Origin of the sequence: Pseudomonas sp. NPDC089406, assembly GCF_044900265.1 — a bacterium.
Lineage (GTDB): Bacteria > Pseudomonadota > Gammaproteobacteria > Pseudomonadales > Pseudomonadaceae > Aquipseudomonas > Aquipseudomonas fakonensis.
In genome coordinates this window covers 13,929-35,019 of record NZ_JBJDNC010000041.1, presented here as the reverse complement: position 1 = coordinate 35,019, position 21,091 = coordinate 13,929, and the positions used below count along the sequence as shown (strand labels likewise).

The 21,091-nt window shown below is 66.4% G+C and carries 17 protein-coding genes, 2 pseudogenes and 2 riboswitches; of the genes and pseudogenes, 8 read left to right on the top strand and 11 right to left on the bottom strand.

Annotated features, from left to right (window positions below; translation table 11 throughout):
• Positions 1 to 70: 70 nt before the first annotated feature.
• Positions 71 to 610: a gluconokinase gene (locus ACI2KK_RS23655; protein ID WP_404670840.1), complete on the bottom strand. Its 540-nt coding sequence runs from the start codon at positions 608 to 610 to the stop codon at positions 71 to 73.
• Positions 611 to 818: 208 nt separating this feature from the next.
• Here ACI2KK_RS23655 and ACI2KK_RS23650 point away from each other — a divergent pair, with 208 nt between their 5' ends.
• The 3 genes and pseudogenes from ACI2KK_RS23650 to ACI2KK_RS23640 form a co-directional block, all read left to right on the top strand.
• Complete coding sequence (locus ACI2KK_RS23650) at positions 819 to 1,838, top strand: LacI family DNA-binding transcriptional regulator (protein ID WP_404670839.1); 1,020 nt, start codon at positions 819 to 821, stop codon at positions 1,836 to 1,838.
• A 444-nt stretch (positions 1,839 to 2,282) separates the two neighbouring features.
• A pseudogene (locus ACI2KK_RS23645) lies at positions 2,283 to 3,065 on the top strand (PAS domain-containing protein); the annotation flags it as partial.
• Positions 3,066 to 3,239: 174 nt separating this feature from the next.
• Positions 3,240 to 3,602: pseudogene (locus ACI2KK_RS23640) on the top strand (methyl-accepting chemotaxis protein); the annotation flags it as partial.
• Here the strand turns inward: ACI2KK_RS23640 and ACI2KK_RS23635 are convergent.
• From ACI2KK_RS23635 to ACI2KK_RS23605, 7 genes are all read right to left on the bottom strand, one after another.
• Positions 3,577 to 6,852 carry a transporter substrate-binding domain-containing protein gene (locus ACI2KK_RS23635; protein WP_404670838.1) on the bottom strand — a complete coding sequence of 1,092 codons (3,276 nt, stop codon included), beginning with the start codon at positions 6,850 to 6,852 and terminating at the stop codon, positions 3,577 to 3,579. The pseudogene ACI2KK_RS23640 and the gene ACI2KK_RS23635 sit on opposite strands and share 26 nt — an antisense overlap.
• A gap of 4 nt (positions 6,853 to 6,856) precedes the next feature.
• Positions 6,857 to 7,471: a response regulator gene (locus tag ACI2KK_RS23630; RefSeq protein WP_369992047.1), complete on the bottom strand. Its 615-nt coding sequence runs from the start codon at positions 7,469 to 7,471 to the stop codon at positions 6,857 to 6,859.
• A gap of 207 nt (positions 7,472 to 7,678) precedes the next feature.
• On the bottom strand, positions 7,679 to 7,921 hold the full coding sequence (locus tag ACI2KK_RS23625; RefSeq protein WP_217843421.1) for a DUF1272 domain-containing protein: 243 nt from the start codon (positions 7,919 to 7,921) through the stop codon (positions 7,679 to 7,681).
• A 64-nt stretch (positions 7,922 to 7,985) separates the two neighbouring features.
• Positions 7,986 to 8,738: a precorrin-4 C(11)-methyltransferase gene (cobM, locus tag ACI2KK_RS23620; protein ID WP_404670837.1), complete on the bottom strand. Its 753-nt coding sequence runs from the start codon at positions 8,736 to 8,738 to the stop codon at positions 7,986 to 7,988.
• A 26-nt stretch (positions 8,739 to 8,764) separates the two neighbouring features.
• Positions 8,765 to 9,163 (bottom strand): cobalamin biosynthesis protein, encoded by a 399-nt coding sequence (locus ACI2KK_RS23615; RefSeq protein ID WP_404670836.1) that lies wholly within the window; start codon positions 9,161 to 9,163, stop codon positions 8,765 to 8,767.
• On the bottom strand, positions 9,163 to 9,858 hold the full coding sequence (locus ACI2KK_RS23610; RefSeq protein ID WP_404670835.1) for a CbtA family protein: 696 nt from the start codon (positions 9,856 to 9,858) through the stop codon (positions 9,163 to 9,165). The genes ACI2KK_RS23615 and ACI2KK_RS23610 overlap by 1 nt, the downstream gene beginning before the upstream one ends.
• Before the next feature lie 21 nt (positions 9,859 to 9,879).
• Positions 9,880 to 10,065: a CbtB-domain containing protein gene (locus ACI2KK_RS23605; protein ID WP_404670834.1), complete on the bottom strand. Its 186-nt coding sequence runs from the start codon at positions 10,063 to 10,065 to the stop codon at positions 9,880 to 9,882.
• A gap of 97 nt (positions 10,066 to 10,162) precedes the next feature.
• Positions 10,163 to 10,386: riboswitch (cobalamin riboswitch) on the bottom strand.
• A gap of 60 nt (positions 10,387 to 10,446) precedes the next feature.
• Positions 10,447 to 10,642, top strand: a riboswitch (cobalamin riboswitch).
• Positions 10,643 to 10,741: 99 nt separating this feature from the next.
• On the opposite strand from ACI2KK_RS23605, the gene cobW reads away from it, so the two are divergent.
• The 4 genes from cobW to ACI2KK_RS23585 are packed head-to-tail and all read left to right on the top strand — an operon-like array spanning position 10,742 to position 17,252.
• Positions 10,742 to 11,809 (top strand): cobalamin biosynthesis protein CobW, encoded by a 1,068-nt coding sequence (cobW, locus tag ACI2KK_RS23600; protein ID WP_404670833.1) that lies wholly within the window; start codon positions 10,742 to 10,744, stop codon positions 11,807 to 11,809.
• A gap of 3 nt (positions 11,810 to 11,812) precedes the next feature.
• Positions 11,813 to 15,574, top strand: coding sequence for a cobaltochelatase subunit CobN (gene cobN, locus ACI2KK_RS23595; protein WP_404670832.1), 3,762 nt, complete (start codon positions 11,813 to 11,815; stop codon positions 15,572 to 15,574).
• A 2-nt stretch (positions 15,575 to 15,576) separates the two neighbouring features.
• Positions 15,577 to 16,584 (top strand): ATP-binding protein, encoded by a 1,008-nt coding sequence (locus ACI2KK_RS23590; RefSeq protein ID WP_404670831.1) that lies wholly within the window; start codon positions 15,577 to 15,579, stop codon positions 16,582 to 16,584.
• Between the two features lie 26 nt (positions 16,585 to 16,610).
• A complete protein-coding gene (locus ACI2KK_RS23585; RefSeq protein ID WP_404670855.1) occupies positions 16,611 to 17,252 on the top strand; it encodes a VWA domain-containing protein in 642 nt (213 codons plus the stop codon).
• A 107-nt stretch (positions 17,253 to 17,359) separates the two neighbouring features.
• Here ACI2KK_RS23585 and ACI2KK_RS23580 read toward each other — a convergent pair whose 3' ends face one another.
• A complete protein-coding gene (locus ACI2KK_RS23580) occupies positions 17,360 to 17,626 on the bottom strand; it encodes a hypothetical protein (protein ID WP_194791433.1) in 267 nt (88 codons plus the stop codon).
• A gap of 333 nt (positions 17,627 to 17,959) precedes the next feature.
• Between ACI2KK_RS23580 and ACI2KK_RS23575 the strand changes: the two genes are divergently transcribed.
• Positions 17,960 to 19,285, top strand: a complete 1,326-nt coding sequence (locus ACI2KK_RS23575; RefSeq protein WP_404670830.1) for a sigma 54-interacting transcriptional regulator — start codon at positions 17,960 to 17,962, stop codon at positions 19,283 to 19,285.
• A 342-nt stretch (positions 19,286 to 19,627) separates the two neighbouring features.
• Here ACI2KK_RS23575 and ACI2KK_RS23570 read toward each other — a convergent pair whose 3' ends face one another.
• Together ACI2KK_RS23570 and ACI2KK_RS23565 are read right to left on the bottom strand one after the other, a co-directional pair.
• The gene (locus tag ACI2KK_RS23570; protein WP_404670829.1) at positions 19,628 to 20,215 is read right to left on the bottom strand and encodes a TetR/AcrR family transcriptional regulator; all 588 of its coding nucleotides are present in this window, start codon (positions 20,213 to 20,215) and stop codon (positions 19,628 to 19,630) included.
• 17 nt (positions 20,216 to 20,232) lie between these two features.
• On the bottom strand, positions 20,233 to 21,081 hold the full coding sequence (locus ACI2KK_RS23565) for a 3-hydroxybutyryl-CoA dehydrogenase (protein ID WP_404670854.1): 849 nt from the start codon (positions 21,079 to 21,081) through the stop codon (positions 20,233 to 20,235).
• Positions 21,082 to 21,091: the final 10 nt, after the last annotated feature.

Sequence of the window (21,091 nt, the reverse complement as noted above, 5' to 3'; positions counted from 1 at the left end):
CTTTTTGCAACTTTTGCTGAATGCAGGTGTCGAGACAGCGCTATCTTTGGTGAGCCGGAAAACCGCCCGTTCAGGCAGTGCGCGCCAGGCTCCGCTCACCGCAGGGCTTTAGCCAGCTGTCCACCTGCAGCGACAGGCTGTCGATGGGGCGGGTGGCGTCCAGGGCCAGGGTGCGGGGTTCGCCGTGGGGGGCTTCAAGGGCGGCGAACTGGCTGTCGATCAAACTGGCCGGCATGAAGTGGCCGGGGCGGGCGAGTACCCGTTTTTCGGCTTCGGCCGGGGTCAGTTCGAGGAACACGAAGCCCAGTTCAGGCACGGCTTGGCGCAAGGTTTCACGGTAGCGGCGCTTGAGCGCCGAGCAGGTGAGAATGGGCCGCTCGCCTGCCGCGATGGTGGCCTGCAGCTCTTCGCCCAGGCGCACCAGCCAACCGGCTCGGTCGTCGTCGTTCAGCGGGGTGCCGGCGCTCATCTTCTGGATGTTGGCGGCAGGGTGAAAGGCATCGCCTTCGATCAGGCGGCCGCCGCTGCGCTCAGCGATGGCGGCGCCGACGCAGCTCTTGCCGCAGCCAGCCACGCCCATGACCACGATCGCGGACAGGGAAGGGTTCATCAGTACCTCCTGCAGGGTGAGATAGCGCTGTCTCGAACGGAGCGAAACGAGATTGCGAGCGCCACCCTCCCGGGTGTTATTGGTCTTGTCTTGGGCAGTATGGACGCTTTACGCATGCCTGCTACCAGGTTTGCATTGCCTGCGTCCTGAGACAGCGCTACCTTAGTGACCGTTCCCCATTCCTGCAAGTAGTAAAATTACAACATCCATGTCTCGCATCGGCTCTCGTACCACTGGTCGTCCCACCCTGGCCGAAGTCGCCAGGCTTTCCGGGGTTTCCCCCATCACCGCCTCCCGCGCCCTGCGCGGGGTCAGCACGGTCGCGCCGGAGCTGGTGGAAAAAGTCATGGCCGCCGCCGCCAGCCTTGGCTACGTTGCCAACCCGGCGGCGCGGGCCCTGGCTTCTGCGCGCAGCCAGTCGGTGGTGGTGCTGATCCCGTCGCTGTCCAACCAGCTGTTCATCGACACCCTCGAGGCTATTCACGAGGTGATGCGGCCGCGCGGCATGGAAGTGCTGATCGGCAACTATCACTACGATATCGCCGAAGAAGAAAACCTGATTCGCAACTACTTGGCCTATCAACCCTGCGGCATGCTGCTCACCGGCTTCGAGCGCAGCGACGCTTCGCGCCAGTTGCTGGCGGCCAGCCGGGTGCCCTGCGTGCACATGATGGAGCTAGGCGGCGAGGCGGGGGAGTTGTCGGTTGGGTTTTCCCAGCATGAGGCCGGGCGCGCTGCGGCGCGCCACCTGATCGAGCGCGGCCGGCGGCGGCTGGGCTTCATTGCCGCGCAACTCGACCCGCGGGTGATGCAGCGCGCCGAAGGCTTCCGCCAGGCGCTGGCCGAGGCCGGGCTAAGGGCGCCGGAGCTGGAAATGCTCGACCCGCAACCGTCGTCCATCGGCCTGGGGGGCGAGTTGTTCAGCCGCTTGCTGGCCAGCGCGCCGGATGTCGACGGCCTGTTCTTCTGCAATGACGACCTGGCCCAGGGCGCGGTGCTGCAGGCGCTGCGTCAGGGTATCGAGGTGCCGCGGCAGGTGGCGATGGTGGGCTTCAACGACCTGCCGGCCTCGGCGCACATGGTGCCGCCGCTGACCTCGATCCGCACGCCCCGGGCGGCGGTTGGCCGAGGTGCTGCCCAGGCGCTGTTGGGCTTGCTCGACGGCAAGCGGGTGGGGGCCGAACGCCAGGACTTGGGCTTCGAGCTGGTGGTGCGGGAAAGCTCATAACCCGCTCGAGGCACGCGGTTATCTGTAGGAGATCACCCAGCCCTTCGGGCTGCGCTGTCGCGCAGAGAACTGGGCACGAGCCCGCCGCGGTACCTGTGGGAGCGGGCTTGCCGGAGTGCCGGACCACCGCGAAGCAGGCGACGCGGTGTCTGGCACCGGCTTCGCCGGTGTTCGCGGGCAAGCCCGCTCCCACAGGCCCCTGCTAAATCAATGAGTTGTAGTTTGTTCTATGAGAGCCGGCTTGCCGGCGATGAGGCCGGCAGCCCGGCACAGCAAGTTGGTTTCAGGCCCGGCCCTATCGCCGGCAAGCCGGCTCCTGCAGGGCGCAGCGCCGGATTACCGGCTATCGGCGGCTTAATCCATAAGTGATAGCAGTTCGCTTGCACGCCCCCAGCGCCCATCTATGCTCTTGAGCATCCGGTGGGCACAAAGGAGGCCCGGGTCATGTTGGAGTTTCATCGCAAGTCCGATTTGGTCGAGATTCAGCGTTGCCAGCAAGCGTTGGCCGGCGTGCAAGCCAAGCTCGCGGCGATCAGCCGTTCCATGGCGATGATCGAGTTCGCCCCCGACGGCACCATCCTCGAAGCCAACGAGCACTTCTGCAAGACCATGGGCTACAGCGCCGACGAGATCCGCGGCAAGCACCACCGTATTTTTTGCGACCCCACCTACGCCAAAGGCGCCGAGTACCAGCAGCTGTGGCGCGAGCTGGGTGAGGGCAAGGCCATCAGCGGTACCTTCGAGCGCCTGGACAAAGCCGGCCGCGAGGTGTGGCTGGAAGCCAGCTACATGCCGGTGCTCGATGAGCGCCAGCAGGTGACCAGCGTGATCAAGGTGGCCTCCGACATCACCCGGCACGTGATCGAGGAACACGAAAGCGAAAGCCTGCTCAAGGCCATCGGCCGCTCCATGGCGGTGGTGGAGTTCACCCCGGCCGGGCGGGTGATCAAGGCCAACCAGAACTTCCTCGACACCATGGGCTACCGCCACGAAGAAGTGGTGGGGCGCCACCACGGCCTGTTCTGCCTGCCCCATGAGCGCGAGTCGGCGCAATACCGCGACTTCTGGGCCTCGCTCAACCGCGGCGAGTACCACTCGCACCGCTTCGAGCGGGTCGACAAGCAGGGCCGCACCGTCTACCTGGAGGCGTCGTACAACCCGATCTTCGACAACAAGGGCCGCCTGTACAAGGTGGTCAAGTTCGCCAGCGACATCACCCGTCAGGTCAGCACCCAGCAGACCGCCGCCGATGCCGCCCATGCCAGCTCGGTGCAAACCGACGCCTGCGCACGCAAGGGCAGTGAAGTGGTGCAGCAGACCGTCGAAGTGATCGAGCAGATTTCCGTGGAGCTGAACGAGGCCGCGCGCACCATCGATGCGGTGAGCAAGCAGTCCGATGTGATCGGGCAGATCGTGTTGACCATTCGCGGCATCGCCGACCAGACCAACCTGCTGGCGCTCAATGCGGCGATCGAGGCGGCGCGGGCGGGCGAGCACGGGCGGGGCTTTGCGGTGGTGGCCGATGAGGTGCGCAACCTGGCGGCGCGCACCAGCAAGGCCACTCTGGAAATCGTCGATGTGGTGCGGCAGAACCACGACCTGTCATTGACTGCCGTGGCCAGCATGCAATCGAGCCTGACCCGCACCGGCATCGGTGTGGAACTGGCCAACGAGGCCGGTACGGTGATCATGGAAATTCAGCAGGGCTCGCGGCACGTGGTCGACGCGATCAGCCAGATCAGCTCGACCCTGCAATTGCATTGACCCCCTGGCGCAGTTCGCGCTCCAGGCTTTGCAGGCTCTCAAGCAAGGGGGCCAGCAATGGCCCGGTCGGCAGGCCGTCGGCGATGGCCTGCTCGAGCGCCTCGCAATCGCCCACCACCGTGCTCACCTTGAGCATCTTCGCCCCACCTTTGATGCGGTGCACGGCCATGGCCAGGGCGTCGGGCGCTGCCGGCTCGCCCAGGTTGCGCAGTGACTGCAGGTCTTCGGCAGTGCTTTCGGCCAGTTGACGCAACAGGGTCAGGGTCAGCTGGCGGTCGTCCTGCGTCAGGTGGCGCAGCTTGGCCAGCTCGAAGCCACTGGCCCTGTGTGGCGCTGCTTGCGGTTGCCCGGTGAAGGGCAGTGGCTTGGCCGTGGCCAGGCTGGCCCGCAGGGCGTGCAGGCCCAGCGGTTTGAACAGGCACTCGTCCATGCCGCTGGCCAGGCAACGTTGGCGCTCTTCGGCCTGGGCATTGGCGGTGACGCCGATGATCCGGCAGCGCGGCCGTTGCAGGGAATGCTCCAGCACGCGGACGCGCCGGGTGAGGGCATGGCCATCCATCACCGGCATGTTGCAGTCGGTCAGCAGCACATCGAAGTCACCGGCCTGCCACAGGCTCAGCGCCGCTTCGCCGTGTTCGGCCAAGCTCACCTGGTGGCCGAGCGAGCCCAATTGCTTGTCCAGCAGCAACAGGTTGGCGGGGTAGTCGTCGACCACCAGAATGCGCAGCGCCGTGGCGCCCTGGGCGTTTTCATCCGGGGTGCCTGGCATATCGGCGGCGGGCTCGGCCTGTTTCAAGGTGAGCCGCACATCGACCTGGGTGCCAAGGCCCTCCAGGCTTTGCAGACTGAGCTCGCCGCCCATCAGGGCGCACAGGTGGCGGCTGATCAGCAGGCCCAGGCCAGCCCCCTGGCGGCCAGCGTGCTCGCCGGCCTGGGCGAAGGCCTCGAACAGTCGGGCCTGATCGGCGCTGCTGATACCCACACCGCTGTCACTGACCTGCAAATGCACGGCAAGCATGCCCGGCGCATCAGGTGTGCCGCGCAAGGTTACCTGCACCTGGCCGCGCTGGGTGAACTTGATCGCGTTGCTCACAAGGTTGGCCAGCACCTGCTTGAGCCGCAGCGGGTCGGCCTCGACCCAGCATACGGCTTCGGGCACCGAAACATGCAGGCCAATGCCTTTGGCCCGGGCATTGCCCTCGAACATGCGCAACACCGCCTGCACCAGGGCGCGCAACTCGACAGGCACAGCTTGCAGGGTCATGCGCCCGGATTCGATGCGTGAGATGTCCAGCACATCGCCTATCAGATCGAGCAGCCCGACCGCAGAATCGTGGGCGGTCTCGAGGGCCTGTGGGTCGTTGCGGCCCTGCCGGCTGTCCTGCAGGGCCAGCTCGAGCAAGCCGATGATGGCGTTCATGGGGGTGCGTATCTCGTGGCTCATCACCGCCAGGAAGGCGCTCTTGGCGTGGCTGGCTTGCTCGGCATCGACCTTGGCCTGGCGCAATTGCTCAAGCAATGCGCGGCTCAAGCCCAGTTGCGTTTGCAGGGCGCTCTGGGCCTCGGTGCGCTGGTGGATCAGCTTGCGCAGGTAGAGGTTCCAGAACAGCACCCCTGCCAGTACCACGCCAGCCAGCAGCAATGCCTGGATTGCCAGGCTGCGGTAATTGCGCCAGGGGCTGTCGCTGGCCACGGCGCTGCTGCGCCAGCGGTCGACCAGATGGTCCAACTGGTCGGGGGGCAGGCTCAGCAGCGCCTTGTCGAGGATTGCCTGCAACTGCGGCAGCGCCGGGGTGACGGCAAAGCTTGCCGCTATGGGCTCGTCGCCAAATTGCCCGGCAACCCTGAGCTTGCTGTTGCCCAGCTGGTTGATGAAGTAGTTGGCGTTGATCAGCGGGCTGAGGGCGGCATCGGCCTTGCCATCGATCACTGCTTGCAGCAGCTCGAGCGGGTTTTTCGCTTCCACTACCCGTTGGCCAGGTAGGTCCGGGCGAAGCGGCGAGCCCTGCAGCACGGCGACTCGCATGTCGCGCAGCGGCTGCCCGGTGTCCAGCATTGGTGCATTGGCGCGGGTTACCAGTACCCGGGGGCTGACCATGAAGGAGCGGGTGTAGCGCAGACGATTGGCCTGGCGAGGGTCATGGCCGATGGCGCCAAGCATGTCGACCTTGCCCTGCGCTGCAGCCTCGAGCATTTCGTCGAACGAGTCTGCCATCACGAATTCGAAATGCAGGCCGGTGCGGCGGCTGATCTGCTCCAGCACATCGATGGCGATGCCACGGGGTTGCTGCAGGGCATCGCTGAAGGTCAAGGGCGCCAGGCGAGTGTTGATCATCACCCGCACGCTGGGGTGTCGAGCGATCCAGTTGCGCTCCTCGGCGCTCAGCGCATCCAGGCGTCGATCGAGCAGCGTCGTGGTGCTGCCGCGTGTCCAGCGGTTCAGGATGTTCAGGCGCTCGCTGTCGCCGATGCGTTGCAGCGCCTGGTTGACCAGTTGCAGCAAACGCTGCTGGTCACGGTCCACGGCGAAGGAGAAGGTGCTGGGCGGCGCCTTGACCAGGTGATCGATGGCGACCAGCCCCTGGTAGCCCTTGCCGATCACGTAGTCGGTACTGATGGCATCGCCCAGATACGCATCGGCCTGCCCCAGGGCAACGGCGGCGACGCCTGCCAGTGTGGAGCGCTGCAGCACCAGCCGGGCATTGGGGTAGAGCTGGCGCACGGCCTCGCTTGGCCAGTAGTGGTCGACCATGGCCAGGCGCATGCCGGTCAGGTCGCCGGCATCACGCAACGGGCGACCGTGCCGAGCGACGATCACCGGCAGGTCATCGGCATAGGCTTGGCTCAATGCAAGCCCCGCATCGGCGGCTTCGAAGGCATTCGAGCTGCCCAGCAGGTCGATTTCACCCTTATGCAGGGCAGCAATGGCCTGGGCGCGGTCAGGGTAGCGAATAACCTGCACCGCAACGCCCAGTTGTTCGCCGATCAGGCCGGCATAGTCGGCGCTGAGGCCTTCGTAGGCGGCCTGGCTGGTATTGATGTCGAAGGGGGGGTAATCGGGGTGCGAGGTGCCCAGGCGCAGGCCGTTGCGCAGCGCCAGCCACTCGCGGTCGGCAAGCGCCAGGCGCAAGGGAGGCACGGCGCTTTGCGAGCGGGCCAGCAGTTGGCGGGGTTCGCCGGCCGCTTGCGCCCAGCTGGGGGGGAGCGCGAATGCGGCCAGCAGCAGGCACGCCAGGGTGCCTTTGCCCATGGTCTCAGACCACGTTGTTGCGTTTGGCCAGGTCGACCATTTCCACCAGCGATTCGGCCTTGAGCTTCTCGAGAATCCGGCCGCGGTAGGTACTGATGGTCTTGGCGCTGAGGTTCATCTGCTCGCCGATCAGCTTGTTGCTCTGCCCGGCGCACAGGCGCCGCAAAACCTCCATTTCACGGTTGGAAAGCAGGCCGAGGCGTTCGTGCTCGCTTTCCAGGCTGTTGCTGTTGACTGCCATCTGCGGGAAGGTCGAATACCCCTTCACCAGCGCCTTCAGCGCGAACACCAGTGCGTCGAGGTCCTCGTCCTTGTTGACGAAGGCACAAATGCCGGCATCCATGCAGCGGCGCACATACAAGTCGGCGGGTTGGCCGGTCAGGGCCATGATCTTGGGGGGAGGGTCCAGCAGTTTGAGGCGTTTGATCACCTCCATGCCGTCCAGGTCGGGCAGGCCGATGTCGAGTATGACCACGTCGGCCTTGGTCTTGGCCGCCAAGGTGGCGGCCTCCTTGCCCTTGCCGGTTTCACCAACGACGGTGAAGCGCTCGTTTTCGAGCAGCATGCGCACGGCAAGGCGAACGATGTGGTGGTCATCGACCAGCAGCACGGATGTCATGCAATCACTCCTGTTGAATTGAGCCCGCGTCCTTTGATCCAACAGGCTCAGGTCTGGGGCTGCGAAGCCGGGGCAGCGCACATTACGGAGATTCAGGAGCCTTGGTAATAGGGGAGTATAGGTGTGTTGAAAAAACAACACATATTTGTTGAAAAGGACTACAAAAGGGCCTCGGGCGGCCCTTGTGCACAGAGTGTGTGTTTAGCGTCAGGCGCAGGCGGGGTGGGCCTTGTGCACCCGCTGGGTGGAAGCGGGGTTGTTGTGCAAGGCCCGGCCAACCCGGGTTGGCCGAGGGCTCAGCTGGCCGCCGCAATTAGGGCAGCCACTGCTGAAATGCTGCGCGGCGCAGGCGCTGCAGAAGGTGCATTCGAACGAGCAGATCAGCGCATCCGGGCTGTCACCGGGCAGGTCGCGGTCACAGCATTCGCAGTTGGGGCGTAGCTCGAGCATGGCGTGGCTTCCGTGATTGGCAAAGCCTGAGTGTGCTACGGCGCCATGCTGCCCGGCAATGGGCTCAGGAGCCGGGACGATAAAGGTGGGCGTGGCCTGCGCGGTAAAGCGCCGAATCGGCGAACGGCGCATCGCCCAGCACATGGCCGACCAGAATCAGCGCCGTGCGCCGGAAGCCCTTGCCGGCCACCAGTTCGACGATGTCTGCCAAGGTGCCACGGGCCCAGTCCTGGTCGGGCCAGGTAGCCCGGTGCACCACCGCCACCGGGCAGTCGGCGCCGTAATGCGGCAGCAGCTCGTCGACGATGCGCGCCAGGTTACGGATGCCCAGGTGGATCGCCAGGGTGCAACCATGGCGGGCCAGGTCGGCCAGTTGTTCGCCGGCAGGCATCGGTGAGCTGTCGCCGTAGCGGGTCAGAATCACTGTTTGTGCCACTTCCGGCAGGGTCAGCTCGCAGCCGAGCAGGGCGGCACTGGCGGCGGTGGCGGTGACGCCTGGGATGATCTGGTAGTCGATGCCCAGCTCGCGCAGGTGGCGGATTTGCTCGCCGATGGCACCGTACAGGCTCGGGTCGCCGCTGTGCACCCGGGCCACATCCTGGCCGTTGGCGTGGGCCTGGCGCATGGCTTCGATGATCTGCTCCAGGTGCAGTTCGGCACTGTTGATGACGGTGCTGGCGCGGTGCCCTTCAAGCACTGCCGGCGGCACCAGGGAGCCGGCATAGATGATCACCGGGCACTGGTGGATCAGGCGTTGGCCCTTGACCGTGATCAGCTCGGGGTCGCCGGGGCCGGCGCCGATGAAGTAGACCGTCATGAAAAATCCTTGCAGAAAAAGGCGGATTATCCGCCGTACGCCAGCGCCAGGGTAGCGCCACCCAGTATTTGCCGGGGCACGTGCAGGCGGGGCGTTGCGAAACGGGTACCGGCCAGTGCCAGGGCGGTGCTTTCGGCGACGCCCCAGCAGCCGGTCTGGGCGAAGGCTGCGGCCGAGCGTTGGCTGAGCAGCGGCTCGAAGCCGAGCAGGTGCTCGGCATCGAAGCAGATGAGGGGCAGCCCCAGGCGTTCGGCCAGTGCCAGCAGCCCGGGCTCGCGCGCCTTGTGGCGGATGCTGGCGACCCCATGCACAGCATTCAGCGCCAGGCCGTGCTCGGCCAGGGTCTGGCGCAGCAGCACTGCCAGGGTTTCCACCGGGCAACCCCGGCGGCAACCAAAGCCTGCGAACAGCGCAGGGGTAGACATCAGGCGACGCTGGCGCGGCGGAACAGCCACGCGCTGAGCAGGCCCAGGGCCAGCCAGAATGCAGCGTTGGTCAGCCAGGAGGCGATCTTGAACTGGGTTTCAAGGGCTTCGGGGGCCAGGCTTTCGTGTACGGGTGGTTGCGGCGCGCCGATCACATGGGGGAGCACCAGCAGCGCCACGCCCAGCACCTTGAACAACCAGTGCCGTGCGAATACCAGCAGCGCCAGGCCGGTAGCCGTGGCGGCGGCGGTGCCGATCCACCAGCTTTGGCGCAGGCCCAGGTCGGCTGCGGCGGTACCTGGTAGCTCCGGTGGCAGCCCCAGGGTTGGTGCCAGGCAGAACACTGCAAAACCCGCCAGCCCCCACCAGGCGCCAGTGCGCACCCGGCCCGGTTCACGCAGGCTGTACAGCGCCGCGAGAATCAGGGCGAAGCCCACCGCCACCACCAGGTTGCCACCGGTGGTGGACAGCACGCGCTGCCAGCCATCTTCCGGTGACCAGGCCTCGCCGCCGTGTTCGTGCTCATGGGCGGCAGCTGCCCCGCCGTGCTCGTGGTGTTCGGCGGCAGGTGCCGCACTCTCGTAGGTTTCGGCCTGCAGAATCAGCGGGGCCACCCAGAAACTTTGCAGCAAAGTCAGCAACAGGGCTGCGAGCAGCCCGCTGAAGCCCGCGGTGCGGGCAATGCGCGTAATCATGCAGGGATTCTCGGTAACCGGTCAGTGGCAGGGGAAGGCAGCGCTGTGGCGGGTGTCGTGGGCCGCGTTGTGCACGGCCTCGATGTGCGAGAAGCCGGCAAAGTACACCAGGCACAAACCCAGCAGGCTGGCGCCGACGGCGATGACCATGCGCTGGCTGAGGGAGGTAGGGGTGGCGATGCTGTGTTTGGCGGTGCTGATAGGCATGACGCGTTCCTCTGCTGCTTTTGTTGTGGCAACGGGCAAGCGCGGCGACCCCGGGCATGCAACGCCCAGGGGATACGACAGCGCCCGCCCACCGCGGGGTGTTGATATGGGTCCAGGCCGGTCTCCGGGCTGGCGAGGTGGAGCGGGGCTCCAGGTTATGCGTTTCCTTCCCATGCCGGACTGCTGGCACAGTGGTTCAGACGCATCACTCGCTTACCGTTGCGGGGGCAGCACCGGCTTTGCCAGGCCTTATATAAAGGCACTTGGCGCACCGGTTTCCCGTTTCACCCCAATGGGGGCACCTTGACGCAGTGCGCTAGCAAATCACGGGGCAGGGCGGGCGTCAATCGCCGCGGCGGTTGACCGGATTGCAGGCACTGCGTAGCCTTGCCGCTTCGAGGTTCTCCGGCTGCTGCCGGAGCTAAGACGGGAACGCGGTCCAAGCCGCGGCTGCCCCCGCAACTGTAAGCACTAAAGAGTTGGCACAGCCACTGCGCACGCGCGGGAAGGCGCCAACCCGCCGGCAACCGCCGGCACGGTGCAAGCCAGGAGACCTGCCTCGCAACGTTTTCGACTTTAAACCGGGCGGGGTGATCCGGTGGCGAACGCGCCCGGCCGGCAACGCCCGTGGCTGTCGCGCCGCATGCCCGCGCCACTGCAGCCAAGGGCACCTCCCATGAAAACACTGGCCAAGCTCCCCGTCACCATCGTCACCGGCTTTCTCGGCTCGGGTAAAACCACGCTGCTGCGCCACATGCTCGACAACGCCCAGGGCCGCCGCATCGCGGTGATCGTCAATGAATTCGGCGAGCTGGGCATTGACGGCGAAATCCTCAAGCAGTGCAGCATCGGCTGCAGCGAAGAAGAGGCCAACGGCCGCGTCTACGAGCTGGCCAACGGCTGCCTGTGCTGCACCGTGCAGGAAGAGTTCTTCCCGGTGATGCGCGAACTGGTGGCGCGCCGTGGCGACCTCGACCACATCCTCATCGAAACCAGCGGCCTGGCCCTGCCCAAACCCCTGGTCCAGGCCTTCCAGTGGCCGGAAATTCGCAACGCCTGCACGGTCGATGCGGTGATCACCGTGGTCGACAGCCCGGCCGTGGCCGCCGGCACCTTCGCCGCCTACCCCGACCAGGTCGACGCCCAGCGCAAGCTCGACCCCAACCTGGACCACGAATCGCCGCTGCACGAACTGTTCGCCGACCAGTTGGCCAGCGCCGACCTGGTGGTACTGAACAAGGCCGACCTGATCGACGCCGAAGGCCTGGCCAAGGTGCGCGCCGAGGTGGCCGAAGAGCTGCCGCCGGCGGTCAAGGTGATCGAGGCCAGCAGCGGCCGCCTGCCGCTGGAAGTCTTGCTGGGCGTGGGCGCCGAGTCCGAGGCGCATATCGATGGCCGCCGTACCCATCATGATTCGCACCACGACGGTGACGACCATGATGACCACGACCATGACGCCTTCGACTCGATCTCCATCGACCTGCCCGAAGCCGACGAGAGCCTGCTGCTCGATGCCCTGACGCAACTGGTCACCGAGTTCGGCATCCTGCGCGCCAAAGGCTTCGCCGCCATCCCCGGCAAGCCGATGCGCCTGCTGATCCAGGGTGTGGGCACGCGTTTCGACAAACACTTCGACCGCGCCTGGCGCAAAGACGAGCCGCGCATCACCCGCCTGGTGCTGATCGGCCAGGACCTCGACGCCGCCCAGCTGGAAGCGCGCCTGCGCCAGGCCCTGGGCGCCTGACCGATGCACCTGCTGCGGACCCAGCCCGGCGGCTTCGTGCCGGACGACAGCATCGCCGACCTCGGCCAGACACCCGCGGAGCTGGTGATCCTCTGCAGCGGCGATTCCCACCTGGCACTGCTCGCCGAAACCGCCGAGCAGTTGCCAGAAGACTTCCCCAGCCTGCGCCTGGCCAACCCCATGCAGGTGCAGAACCATGCCTCGGTCGACCTGTATGTCGATGAAGTGCTGCGCCATGCCAAGGTGATTCTGGTGTCGCTGCACGGCGGCGTGGGTTACTGGCGCTACGGCGTCGAGCAACTGGTAGAGCTGGCCAGCCGTGGCGTGCAGCTGATTCTGGTGCCGGGCGATGACCGCCCGGACCCGGAGCTCACCGGCCTTGGCACGGTGATTGGCGAGCAGGCCGAACGGCTCTGGCACTACCTGCGCCAGGGCGGCAAGGCCAACGCCTTCAACCTGTTCAACTGCCTGGCCAACCAATGGCTGGGCCGTGACTACGCCTGGGACGAGCCGCAGCCGTTGCCGCGCACTGCGGTGTACCACCCGGCGCTGCCCAGTGCCACGCTGCAGAGCTGGTACGGCGAATGGAACCCGCAATGGCCGGTGGCGCCGCTGCTGTTCTACCGCTCGCACCTGCAGGCGGCCAACACCGCCTTTATCGACGTGTTCTGCCAGCGCTTGCAGGCCTGTGGCCTGAACCCGCTGCCGATTGCCGTGGCCAGCCTCAAAGAGCGCGCCTGCCTCGATCAGGTCGAGGCCTGGCTCGACGAGGTGCAGGCCGAGGTGATCATCAACACCACAGGCTTTGCCCTGTCCAGCCCCGAGCAGCCCAACCTGCGCCCGCTGCGCCGCGACGTGCCGGTGCTGCAGGCCATCTGCGCCCAGGACAACCAACCCGCCTGGCAGCAGAGCGAGCAGGGCCTGGGCGCGCGTGACCTGGCCATGCACATCGTCTTGCCCGAGCTGGACGGGCGCATCATCACCCGCCCGGTGAGTTTCAAGGACCTGGCCTGGCGCAGCGAACGCAGCCAGTCCGACGTGGTCTGCTACCGGGCGCACCCCGAGCGCATGGACTTCGTTGCCGAGCTGGCCCGGCGTTGGGTCGAGCTGGCAAGGCTGGGCAACGCCGAAAAACGCATCGCCCTGGTGCTGGCCAACTACCCGACCCGCGACGGGCGCATCGGCAACGGTGTCGGCCTGGATACCCCAGGTGCTGCGCTGAACATCCTCCAGGCCCTGCAACAGCAGGGTTACCCGGTGGCCGGGCTACCCGACAGCGGCACCGCGCTGATTCACCAGTTGCTGGGCGGGGTGACCAACGACCTCGACCACCTCGACCAGCGCCCCTGCGCGCAAAGCCTGAGCCTGGCCGACTACCATGCAGCCTTCGCCGCGCTGCCCGAGGCCAACCAGCGCGCCGTGCTGGAACGCTGGGGCGCGCCCGAGCAGGACCCGATGCACCGCAGCGGGCGCATGATGGTCGCCGGCCTGCGCTATGGCCTGACCTTCGTTGGCATCCAGCCGGCGCGCGGCTACCAGGTGGACCACAGCGCGGTGTACCACGACCCCGACCTGGTGCCGCCGCATGGCTACCTGGCGTTCCACTTCTGGCTGCGCAACGGCTTTGCCGCCGACGCGGTGGTGCATGTGGGCAAGCACGGCAACCTGGAATGGCTGCCGGGCAAGGGCGTGGGGCTGTCCAATGAATGCTGGCCGGACGCGCTGCTCGGGCCGCTGCCGAACGTCTACCCGTTCATCGTCAACGACCCGGGTGAAGGCGCCCAGGCCAAGCGCCGTACCCAGGCGGTGATCATCGACCACCTGATGCCGCCGCTGACCCGCGCCGAGTCCTACGGCCCGCTGCGCCACCTGGAACAACTGGCCGACGAATACTACGAAGCGCAGCTGCTGGACCCGCGCCGGGCGCGGGAGCTGCAGCGCGACATCCTCGAGCTGGTCAAGGCCAACCATATCGACCGCGAATTGCAGCTGGAAGGCCAGCTCGACGATGCGGCGGTCTGGCTGCCGCGGCTGGACACCTACCTGTGCGACCTCAAGGAATCGCAAATTCGCGACGGCCTGCACATCTTCGGCCAGTCGCCGCAAGGGCGCCTGCGCCGTGACACCCTGTTGGCCTTGCTGCGGGTGGAGCGTGGTGACGGCAAGGGCGCCAATGCCAGCCTGATCCGCGCGTTGGCCAAAGCCATGGCGCTGGGCTTCGACCCGCTGGACTGCGACCTCGGCGCGCCCTGGCAGGGCCCGCGCCCGGCGCTGCTGCTGGCGGTGGACACGGCGTTGTGGCGCACCACCGGCGATACCCGCGAGCGCCTTGAACAGTTGGCCCTGATGCAAATCGAACAAGCCTTGGGCGGCACCCTGGCGCTACCGGATGAGGCCGGCTGGCAGCCGGTGCAGGCGGTGTTGCAGTCGCTGGTCGAGCAAATCGCCCCGCAGCTGGATGCCTGCGGCGGCGCCGAAATCGACGGCCTGCTGGCGGCCCTGGCCGGGCGTTTCGTCCCCGCCGGCCCCAGCGGCGCCCCCAGCCGTGGCCGCCTGGACGTGCTGCCCACCGGGCGCAACTTCTACACCGTCGATGTGCGCAACCTGCCCACCACCACCGCCTGGCGGCTGGGTTTCGCCTCGGCCAACCTGGTGCTTGAGCGCCACCTGCAGGACCACGGCGACCACCTGCGCCAGCTCGGCCTGTCGGTGTGGGGCACGGCGACCATGCGCACCGGCGGCGACGATATCGCCCAGGCCATGGCGCTGATGGGCGTGCGCCCGGTATGGGCCACCGGCAGCCAGCGGGTCGATGACTTCGAAATTTTGCCGCTGAGCCTGCTGGACCGCCCGCGGGTGGATGTAACCCTGCGGGTGTCGGGCTTCTTCCGCGATGCCTTCGGCAACCTGATCCGCCTGTTCGATGCGGCGGTGCAGGCGGTGGCGGCGCTGGACGAGCCCGACGACCTCAACCCGCTGGCCGCCCGTGTACGCGCTGAGCGCGAGGTATTGGTGGGTGAGGGCATGGATGATGAAACGGCTGCCCGCCAAGCCGGCTGGCGGGTGTTCGGTGCCAAGCCCGGGGCCTATGGCGCCGGGGTGCAGAACGCCATCGACGGCCGGCTGTGGCACAGCCGCGACGACCTGGCCGAGGTCTACCTCAACCACGGTGGCTACGCCTATGGCGCCAGCGACGAAGGCACCCCGGCCCGCGCCAGCTTTGCCAGGCGCCTGGGCCAGGTGCAGGCGGTGCTGCAGAACCAGGACAACCACGAGCACGACCTGCTCGACTCCAACGACTACTACCAGTTCCAGGGCGGCATGCTGGCCGCCGCCGAAACCCTGGCCGGCAGCACGCGCGCCAGCTACCACGGCGACCACAGCCAGGCCGACCGGCCGCGCATCCGCACCTTGAAAGAAGAGCTGAACCGGGTGATCCGCGCCCGTGCGCTGAACCCCAAGTGGATCGACGGCGCCAAGCGCCACGGCTATAAAGGTGCGTTCGAGCTGGCGGCAACGGTGGACAACCTGTTCGCCTTCGACGCCACCACGCACCTGATCGACGACCATCATTACCAGGGGCTGGCCGATGCCTATGTGCTCGACCCGGCCACCCGCGATTTTCTGCGTGAACACAACCCAGAAGCCCTGCGTGACCTCACCGAACGCCTGCTGGAAGCCCAGCAGCGCGGCCTGTGGCAAGAACCGGGGGCTTACCGTGAAAGCCTCGAGCAGCAGTTGCTCGACGGCGAGGAAGACTGCTGAACATGAGCGAACCTGTGCAATTTCCCCTGGCCGCCGTGGTGGGTGCCGAGGCGCTCAAGCTGGCCCTGTGCCTGACCGCCATCGACCCTAAGATCGGCGGCGTGCTGATCGAAGGCCCGCGTGGCATGGCCAAGAGCACCCTGGCCCGGGGCCTGGCCGACCTGCTCGGCGACGGGCCCTTCGTCACCTTGCCACTGGGCGCCAGCGAAGAGCGCCTGGTCGGCACCCTGGACCTTGACGCCGCTCTGGGCCAGGGCCAGGCGCGCTTTGCGCCGGGGGTGCTGGCCCATGCCGATGGCGGCGTATTGTACGTGGACGAAGTCAATCTGCTGCCCGATGCGCTGGTCGACCTGCTGCTGGATGTGGCAGCCAGCGGCGTCAACCGGGTCGAGCGCGACGGTATCTCGCACCAGCATGCGGCGCGCTTCGTGCTGATTGGCACCATGAACCCAGAAGAGGGCGAACTGCGCCCGCAGTTGCTCGACCGCTTCGGCCTCAACGTTGCCCTCGACGGTTTGCCGGCGCCCCAGGCCCGGCAGCAGATCATCCGTCGGCGCCTGGCCTTTGACAGTGACCCGCAGGCGTTCTGCGCCGAGTGGGCCGGGGCGCAGGCACAGTTGCGCGAGCGCTGCCACGGGGCGCGGCAACGCTTGGCGTCGATCCCCCTGGACGAACAGGCCCTGGCCTGGATCACCGAGCGCTGCTACGCCGCCGGCGTGGACGGCCTGCGTGCCGACCTTGTGTGGCTGCGGGCAGCCCGCGCCCATGCCGCCTGGCGCGCCAGCTCGGCCATCGAGGAAGAGGATGTGGAGGCCGTGGCCGAGTTCGCCCTGCGCCATCGGCGTAGCGCGCAAGCGCCGCAGCCACAGGCCGCACCGCCCGCCGGGGGCGAACAGGGGCAGCAACCGGAGCAACAAGACCAAGGGCAGGGCAGTTGGGGCGCCATGGCGCCGCAGCCCGTCGCTACAAGCGCACGGCGCGAGGTGCCGAACTGGGCAAAAAAGCCCTGAGCATCCACCCGCAGCAGGCTCAGGCGGTGGATGCCAGGCCCGGCAAAGGCCAGGCGCAGGGCGCTTCTCGCGGTCGCCCGCAAGGCGCCGGCCAGGGCCGTGTCGCCTGGCTTTCGACCCTGCTCAAGGGCCGCCCGCGCCAGCGCCGCGACCTGTGCTGGCAGCAGCGCAAGGCCCAGGCGCCGGAGCTGTGGCTGGTGATCGTCGATGCCTCGGCTTCAACCCGTCGTCACCAGGCATTGGCCCAGGCCAAGGGCCTGCTGGCCGGGCTGTTCGATCAGGCCTACCGGCAACGTGCGCGCCTGGCGCTGCTCACCGCCAGTGGCGACAAACCGCGCTGGCAGCGCCACGGGCTGAAGGCCTCGGCGGCGTTGCAGCCGTGGCTGCAGGGCTTGGGGGCCGGGGGCGGTACGCCGCTGTTCGCAGCGCTCGATGAAGCCCGGCAGTGGCTGCTGGCGCGCGGCAAGCAATTACCCCACGAAGTGCAGCGTTGCCTGGTGCTGACCGACGGTCGCCTGACGCAATGGCGCGCAACGCAACCGTTGCCGTGCAACACACTGGTGGTCGATATGGAACTGGCGGCGGTGCGCCTGGGGCGGGCAAGGCAACTTGCCGAACAACTTCAGGCCGAATACCGGCACATCAGCCAGTTCAGCCAAATACAGTGAATTGAAGCGCTGCGACATAATGTCGCGAAAGGCGGGAAGTTACTGCGCGGTCACCTGCAAAGTTGCATCAGGTGCGTGGCGGGCACGCACCAGTACTTGCAAACGACTTACTTCGGCATTGACCAGGGCTGCAGGTCGTAGCCTTTCTGGCACAGTTCTGCGCGCACTTCTTCGATCAGGCTGGCCCATTGCGCAGGGTCCGAGTAAACCCGCGAGGAAACTTGCTTGGCGCCAATGCGGGTGCTGGTCCGATCGATCACTGCCAGGGTCAGTTCACCGGTGCCGTTAGGGGCATCCCAGGCGACGCACTGGAAAGGTTCGAAGGCGTGGTCGGCAATCAGCAGTGCTTCGTTGACACGCAGCGGGGCATTCATGGTTCGGTCTCTCTATGGTCCCAAACAGCGAAAAGGAGTTTCCGCGTTGTTGTTCCGGCTAAGCGTACAGCGCGGGGTTATTTGTACTGATGCTCCAGATCAGGGGTGGAGTCACAAGGGTTTTGAAATTTTTTAAATGAACGCGATTTCATGTTGCCGGTGCTGGGGCGTGTGACGCTGTTTACTCGGGAAAATTCCCGTATGACGGCAAGGTGACAAAGGCGGGCTGACCAACGGTAGCAGGGTGCGTCAAGTTAATTGCTACTGTTAGTTCTGGCGTCGCAACTTGCTGTTTATACGAAAAAAACTGAAAACCGGCGCCAAGGAAAGGTCATGCTTGAACCTTCATCCCACCGCCGTTTGTTGATCGTCGACCCGTGCGAAGAGTGCCACCGGTTATTGCCCGGGCTGCGCAATGTCGGCTGGGATGTGCGCAGTTGCACGCTGGATACGGCGCTGCAACACCCTTGCGATGTCGGCCTTTTGCGCCTGCAGGCGCAGCACCTTCGCCACCCCGACGCGGTCAAGGATCTGATCCAGCGCAGCAAGACCGAGTGGATCGCCGTGCTCAGCGCCGAAGAACTGCGCATGCAGAACGTCGGCGACTTTGTCTGTGAGTGGTTTTTCGACTTCCATACCTTGCCGTTTGACGTGTCGCGGGTGCAGGTGACCCTTGGCCGCGCCTTCGGCATGGCGCGGCTGCGCGGCAAGGGTGCGGTACGGGTCGATGAGCACGAGCACGAGCTGCTCGGCGAAAGCCGGCCCATCCGCGAGCTGCGCAAGCTGCTGGGCAAGCTGGCGCCCACCGAGTCGCCGGTACTGGTGCGTGGCGAGAGCGGCACCGGCAAGGAACTGGTGGCGCGCACCCTGCACCGGCTTTCGCAGCGTCACGACCAGCCGTTTATCGCCATCAACTGCGGCGCCATTCCCGAGCACCTGATCCAGTCCGAACTGTTCGGCCACGAGAAGGGCGCCTTCACCGGCGCCCACCAGCGCAAGGTCGGGCGTATCGAGGCGGCCAACGGCGGCACCTTGTTCCTCGACGAAATCGGCGACCTGCCGCTGGAGCTGCAGGCCAACCTGCTGCGCTTTTTGCAGGAGAAACACATCGAGCGGGTCGGCGGCAACCAGCCGATCCCGGTGGATGTGCGGGTGCTGGCGGCGACCCACGTCGACCTGGAAAAGGCCATTGGCCTGGGGCGCTTTCGTGAGGATCTGTATTACCGGCTGAACGTGCTGCAAGTGGTGACCGCGCCACTGCGCGACCGGCATGGTGACCTGTCGCTGCTGGCCGGGCACTTTGCGCGCTTCTACAGCCTCGAGACGGGCCGGCGCCCGCGCTCGTTCAGCGACGGCGCCCTGGCGGCCATGGGCCGTCACGACTGGCCGGGCAATGTGCGCGAGCTGGCCAACCGGGTGCGGCGTGGCCTGGTGCTGGCCGAAGGACGGCAGATCGAAGCCCCCGACCTGGGCCTGCAAGACCTGCAGGAGCAGGACCAGCCCCTGGGTACGCTGGAAGACTACAAACTGCGCGCCGAGCGCCAGGCCCTGTGCGATGTGCTCGACCGGCACAGCGACAACATGAGCATCGCCGCCAAGGTGCTGGGCATCTCGCGGCCAACCTTCTACCGCCTGCTGCACAAGCACCAGATTCGCTGAAGGATCGGGCTCGCTGCGCTATCTCTTTGGACGTTATGCGAGCCCTGTAGGAGCCGGCTTGCCGGCGATAGGGCCCTAAGCCCTGATGCAAATTTGTCTGCCCTGCGCGGCCCCATCGCTGGCAAGCCAGCTCTCATAGAACAAAACACAACTCATTGATTTAGCAGGGTCCTGTGGGAGCGGGTTTACCCGCGAACACCGGCGAAGCCGGTGCCAGACTCCGCGTCGCTTGCTTCGCGGGTAAACCCGCTCCCACAGGGTATGTGGCGCGCTTACGAATTCTGTTCTCTGCGCGACAGCGCAGCCCAAAGGGCTGGGTGATCTCCTACAGAGGGCGTGTGCTTACCCCAGAGCCCGCTCAACGCCCCCAAGCACCAAGCGCTCCATCAACGCCAAACCATCCCCCTCACTCAGCGCCCGGGCCCGCAGCAACCCCGGCAACTGGTTGAGCAAGGTGGCCAGCACCTGCCCGGTGGCCGCCAGCGCTTCGCCGCCAAGCCTGGCCTGCGGCGCGATCAGGCGCAGCAGGCCGCTTTCGTAGCGCTCGCGCAACTGCCCGAGGTGTTGCTGTTGCGCCTGGTTCAGGCAGCAGAAGTCGCGCTCGGCCAGGCGAAACTGCAACGGCCGCTCGCCATGCAACTGCCAGTGCGCGGCAATCAGGCAGGCCAGCACCGGCTTGCCCCGGGCCTGTGCCCGGCGCCCCTGGTCAAGAATTGCCTGCAACTCTTCGTAAAGCTCCTCGATCAGGTCGTAGAGCAAATCCTGCTTGCTGGGGAAGTGGTGATACAGCGAGCCTGCGGTCAGGCCTACATGCGCCGCCAGTTCGCGCATGCTGACCTGGCCGAAGCCCTTTTCGGCGAACAGCGCCATGGCCCTGTCGCGACGTTCCTCGAAACTGGCGCAGCGCAGGGCTGCTTGCACCGCAGGCATGGCAGGCGCCCCTTTAGTTAGTAGGTGAAGAAGCCGCGCCCGCTTTTGCGCCCCAGGTAGCCGGCGGCCACCATTTCCTTGAGCAGCGGGGCGGGGCGGTACTTGCTGTCGTTGAAGCCCTCGTGGAAGGCATCCATGATCGCCAGCAGGGTATCCAGGCCGATCAGGTCGGCCAGGGCCAGCGGGCCGATCGGCTGGTTGCAGCCCAGGCGCATGCCGGTGTCGATATCCTCGGCACTGGCCAGGCCCTCCTGGCGCACGAAAATCGCCTCGTTGATCATCGGCACCAAAATGCGGTTGACCACGAAGCCCGGGCGGTTGCCGGCGGTGATCGGGGTCTTGCCGAGCTTTTCGGTCACCAGCAGCGCCTGGGCGTAGGTGGCGTCGCTGGTCTGCAGGCCACGGATGATCTCCACCAGCGCCATCATCGGCACCGGGTTGAAAAAATGCACGCCAATGAAGCGCTCGGGGTGGGCGATGCTGGCGGCCAGCTCGGTCACCGACAGCGACGAGGTGTTGGTGGCGATCAGGCACTGTTCGCCGATATTGTCCGCAACTTGCTGCAGGATGCGTTGCTTGAGCTGCAGGTTTTCGGAGGCGGCCTCGATCACCAGTTGCGCGGCGGCCAGCTGGCTGTAGTCGGTGCTGGTGCGGATGCGCGCCTTGGCGGCGTCAGCCTTGCCGGCTTCAATGGTGCCCTTGCTCACCTGGCGCTCGAGGTTCTTGCCCAGGGTCGCCACGCCGCGCTCCAGCGCAGCCTCGGACACATCCACCAGCAGCACCTGGTAGCCGGCCAGCGCGCATACCTGCGCGATGCCGTTGCCCATGGTGCCGGCGCCGATCACGGCAATTTGTTCGATAGTCACGATAGTCACG

Excerpts from the sequence above, each read along its gene's own strand:
- ACI2KK_RS23655 (WP_404670840.1), bottom strand. The coding sequence starts at position 610 with ATGAACCCTTCCCTGTCCGCGATCGTGGTCATGGGCGTGGCTGGCTGC.
- ACI2KK_RS23650 (WP_404670839.1), top strand. The coding sequence starts at position 819 with ATGTCTCGCATCGGCTCTCGTACCACTGGTCGTCCCACCCTGGCCGAA.
- ACI2KK_RS23635 (WP_404670838.1), bottom strand. The coding sequence starts at position 6,852 with ATGGGCAAAGGCACCCTGGCGTGCCTGCTGCTGGCCGCATTCGCGCTC.
- ACI2KK_RS23630 (WP_369992047.1), bottom strand. The coding sequence starts at position 7,471 with ATGACATCCGTGCTGCTGGTCGATGACCACCACATCGTTCGCCTTGCC.
- ACI2KK_RS23625 (WP_217843421.1), bottom strand. The coding sequence starts at position 7,921 with ATGCTCGAGCTACGCCCCAACTGCGAATGCTGTGACCGCGACCTGCCC.
- cobM (WP_404670837.1), bottom strand. The coding sequence starts at position 8,738 with ATGACGGTCTACTTCATCGGCGCCGGCCCCGGCGACCCCGAGCTGATC.
- ACI2KK_RS23615 (WP_404670836.1), bottom strand. The coding sequence starts at position 9,163 with ATGTCTACCCCTGCGCTGTTCGCAGGCTTTGGTTGCCGCCGGGGTTGC.
- ACI2KK_RS23610 (WP_404670835.1), bottom strand. The coding sequence starts at position 9,858 with ATGATTACGCGCATTGCCCGCACCGCGGGCTTCAGCGGGCTGCTCGCA.
- ACI2KK_RS23605 (WP_404670834.1), bottom strand. The coding sequence starts at position 10,065 with ATGCCTATCAGCACCGCCAAACACAGCATCGCCACCCCTACCTCCCTC.
- cobW (WP_404670833.1), top strand. The coding sequence starts at position 10,742 with ATGAAAACACTGGCCAAGCTCCCCGTCACCATCGTCACCGGCTTTCTC.
- cobN (WP_404670832.1), top strand. The coding sequence starts at position 11,813 with ATGCACCTGCTGCGGACCCAGCCCGGCGGCTTCGTGCCGGACGACAGC.
- ACI2KK_RS23590 (WP_404670831.1), top strand. The coding sequence starts at position 15,577 with ATGAGCGAACCTGTGCAATTTCCCCTGGCCGCCGTGGTGGGTGCCGAG.
- ACI2KK_RS23580 (WP_194791433.1), bottom strand. The coding sequence starts at position 17,626 with ATGAATGCCCCGCTGCGTGTCAACGAAGCACTGCTGATTGCCGACCAC.
- ACI2KK_RS23575 (WP_404670830.1), top strand. The coding sequence starts at position 17,960 with ATGCTTGAACCTTCATCCCACCGCCGTTTGTTGATCGTCGACCCGTGC.
- ACI2KK_RS23570 (WP_404670829.1), bottom strand. The coding sequence starts at position 20,215 with ATGCCTGCGGTGCAAGCAGCCCTGCGCTGCGCCAGTTTCGAGGAACGT.